At 59.8% G+C, this 3,479-nt stretch carries 3 protein-coding genes; all 3 read right to left on the reverse strand.

All coding sequences use genetic code 11. The features are described 5' to 3' along the window. Positions 1 to 1,572, reverse strand: a 1,572-nt coding sequence (locus C2I19_RS20885; RefSeq protein WP_146056913.1) for a TniQ family protein, incomplete at its 3' end; no start/stop codon positions are given. A gap of 45 nt (positions 1,573 to 1,617) precedes the next feature. Then, the gene (locus tag C2I19_RS20890; protein WP_158253795.1) at positions 1,618 to 2,592 is read right to left on the reverse strand and encodes a TniB family NTP-binding protein; all 975 of its coding nucleotides are present in this window, start codon (positions 2,590 to 2,592) and stop codon (positions 1,618 to 1,620) included. Further along, positions 2,585 to 3,479: Mu transposase C-terminal domain-containing protein (locus C2I19_RS20895; RefSeq protein WP_199181319.1), on the reverse strand; the 895-nt coding region annotated here is incomplete at its 5' end. The genes C2I19_RS20890 and C2I19_RS20895, both read right to left, overlap by 8 nt.

A 3,479-nucleotide genomic window follows, 5' to 3' on the forward strand; every position in this document is an offset into this window, starting at 1 on the left:
CAAGTTGACGTTCATCTGGATGGCAGCTGCCGCCTCCCTGACCGTGAAGAAGCCGCGGGAGCGGCGGTATTGCTCATGCCAGAGCGTGAATTGCTGCCGGGAAACCAGCAGCGCGCGGAGACCATGATCGGCCGGGTTGCGGCCTACCACTTCCAGTGAGCCATCCTGCAGGGCACGGATCACCGCCAAGAAGGGCTCGCTGCCTTGCATCCAGCGTTTGGTGATTTCCCACACCGATAGCAGGTTTGGATTGTCCGGTTCTGGGCTGATCTGGCCATGGTTCAACTGCTCCAGGAAGGTGTTGATGGTTTCCAGCTGAAAGCACCACCGGGTGCGTTTCTTATCGTGAGGCAACGGCTGCAGTAGGCCGTTTTCGATCAACAAGCGGATTCGTTTGGGGGTAATGCGCAACATGCGTTCTACCTCCGAAATGGTCAGCGTGCCATGCTCATTGCGGGCGTAGGCATCCAGCGAGCTTCGCTCCACCATCCAAGTGGCTTTCCCTTTAGCCGATGAGGATTGGCAGCCTTTGATGGTGCCGTTTTCGATCAGCTTGTGTACCGCGCCTGTTGAGAGATTCAGCTGTTCCGCTGCCTTGGCCAGGCTGATGATGGGATGGGCCTGACGCAGATCCTGCTGCAGGATCAGTTTGTCCGGCCATCGTTCATGGACATAACGCTCGAATTCTTCCCGTACAAATAGCAGCTCTGGATGAATCAGCAACTGGTAGAGGGCCTGATGTATTTCTCGCAAGTACACCCGCAGCGATGCTGTGTTACCGGATATTGGTCGCGTGTACTCCTCCAGCAGTTGATGGAAGCGTTGTGGCCAATGCTGGGCGATTTGCATGGCCAACTGCAGATAGGGCTGAATGATTTCGATCCGGCCATGATCGGCTATTTTTTGTGGTCGGGTATTGGGCCGGTGCGAGGCATAGGCGCCAAAGAACCAGAGAAGGTCGCATAGCTGTGCCGGGTGTAGATGATCTAATTGCGGCGGCGTGGGGATGTTGCTGGCAGCGAGGTCGGGTAAACCAATCAGCGGCCGGATGGCCTGGGCAATCAGTTTGGCGAGTGCCAGCTCGGTTGCGGTGCCTGGGCGTGTGGCGGCATGGCGCAAGTCGGCGCCGCAGCTGCAAGTAAACATGGTGCCTTGATGCCAGCGGATGAGCTTGTCGCAGCCGGGGCATTTTTCTCGTAGCAACAGACGATGAGTTGGGCAGGCTATTTGCAGGGTCAGCAGCCATTCCGTTTGCCAGATGCCGTGTTCGGCCAAGCAGACGGGACACCAACGGCGGTGGTGGTGGTTCCAGTACGTCACCTTGAGACCGAACCGATGGTAGCTGTGACGGCCCAGGCTGGCAGGTGCCGGACCTGTCAGGCATGCCAGGCTAGTCTGATCGTGGCCTGTCAGCCGGGTTAGATTCTGCCTGGCGGCGTCGGTTTTTTTGACGAATAGAGGGAGCCAAGTCTGTCCGGGGTAGCCGTTGGCGTGTCCCAGACGCAGGCAATAGCCCAGCAGACTTTCACCCGTCTGCGGCTTGGGGCGGATCTGCAGTAATGGGGAGGTCATGGTGTGTTCCGTTGGAGGATCGCCAGGGCGGCGATCCTCATGGGTTTACAACGCAGGGATGGCAGCTTTGGGCGCGTTCCGGCGGGAGAACCGTGTCGGCTCGAATGGCTCGTCAGGCTGATTCAGGCGTCGGAATACAAAGTTGGCATCGAAGGGATTCAGCTCAGGTGGGCTGCCTCGCCAGACATAGTTGGAGAAAGCCATGGCCAAGACGCTTTGGTCGAGATCGTGCCGCTCCTGTTCGATCAAGCATTCCAATGCCCCCAGAATTACCTTGGAGAGATAGCCGAGCAGGCCATTGCTGGCATAGTGCAGGCGCCTGACGCACTCCCACTCGGCGAGTCCCCAGGTTGGGCGTCCCTGATTGATCTGTGTGTCCCAGGCATGGACGACGTCGCGGAACAAGGACTTGTCCGCGTTGCAGGAGAAGCCAATCGGCGTCAGCGCCACGCGAGCGGCAAAGCGACGGCGCAGCTGCTCGTTGGAGCGCAGGATCCACTCACACTCTGGCAGGCCGGACAGCACAGTGGGAATGGCGATCTGGTCGATCAGGGTCTTGAGCCACTCGGTAACCTCCTCGAAGGTTCTGCGGCCGGCATCGACGAAGTGATGAAACTCATCCAGTAGCAAGGCTTCGGTTTTGCCGTTGCGGATCAGTTGCACGATCTGGTTGGTTTTCTCCGCAGTGCTGCCCCGGAGCTGAACGCCGGCCCCTAGCGCAATCAGAATGGCCTCCGCCAGGCCTCGGATGGTCGGGTGGGCAGGCACTTGGACATACACCACCGGGCGTATCGTTGCTTCCTCCGTTTCGTAGCTGGGATGCTGTTTGGCAAAGCTGTGCAGCACCGAGGTCTTGCCGGTGCCGGATGCGCCAATCAGCAGCAGATGCCTGGCAGCGGCGCCTTGGCGCGACAGGGCATGGCTGTGCGACAGCCTTTCCAGCGCCGTGCTGAATTGTGGATGCAGGATCTGGATCCGCTCCGCCCGTCGAAGATCTGCCAGCGTGTAGTGTTCACTCATGGCAATCTCCCTCGGGGTCGTGCGGGAGCACGGGCAATGTACTGGGCGGTGACCAGCTGTCTGTCGGGGGGAGTTCCGCATCCTCTGAAATCGTAGGAGGCAGTTTGCCGGTGGTCATCACCTTGCTTGAGTGCGCGCCTTTGGCCCGCGCGGCGCGTTTGCGGTCGGCCAGTTTGCGGCTTTGCAGCAATTGGCCGACTACCTCCTGCATACGTACCTTGGCCCGGGCCAGTGATAGCGGATCGGCGGATGCCAGGCCCTCCTTGCGCAGCGACGCCTGAATCAGTTTGTGCTGGTGCAGTTGCAGTCCTTCGGCGTAGTCCGGAGTGAGGCAGGGCACGGGCATGGCTTCTTTGGTCTGCGGATGGAGCGCGAATATCGAACCCAGGTTGTCCGGGTCGAAGCGGATCTGCACTTTGATGCGGTCGCCGAGCTGTTTGCGCCAAGGGAGCAGATCTTTGCAGTTGTAGCGCAAGCCATGTAGCTCAATGCCGGCATGGCCCAGTACCCGTTCCGCCTGCTTGGAGAGCACCAGCCGCAGACGTTCTGGATCGATGGTGCGAGGGGTGACGATTTCCGCCGCGCGTTGCCAGACGGCATACGGCGTCTGCTTCAGGCCTCGATGGTAGGTTTGGGAGTAGATGTCGATGATCCAGATATGCAGGGCGTGGACCAACTCCGACAAGGTGACGATCGACTCCTTCAATGGGTCATAGCCGTAGCGGTCGAACCAGTTGGCAAAGCTGGTGCCGGGCAGTTGATGGGCGAACTGCTCCGCCAGCGTCCGCAGTGATCGCTCGACCATGGGTTTGAACCATGGCGTGCGGGGCGGGCAGAACTGATAGTTGATGCCCAGTTCGAAAGTGGCGCGCAGCAGGTCCTGGGAG

The organism is Chromobacterium alticapitis (genome assembly GCF_002924365.1).
Lineage (GTDB): Bacteria > Pseudomonadota > Gammaproteobacteria > Burkholderiales > Chromobacteriaceae > Chromobacterium > Chromobacterium alticapitis.

Coding starts and splice junctions, on each gene's coding strand:
- C2I19_RS20890 (WP_158253795.1), bottom strand. CDS start 2,592: ATGAGTGAACACTACACGCTGGCAGATCTTCGACGGGCGGAGCGGATC.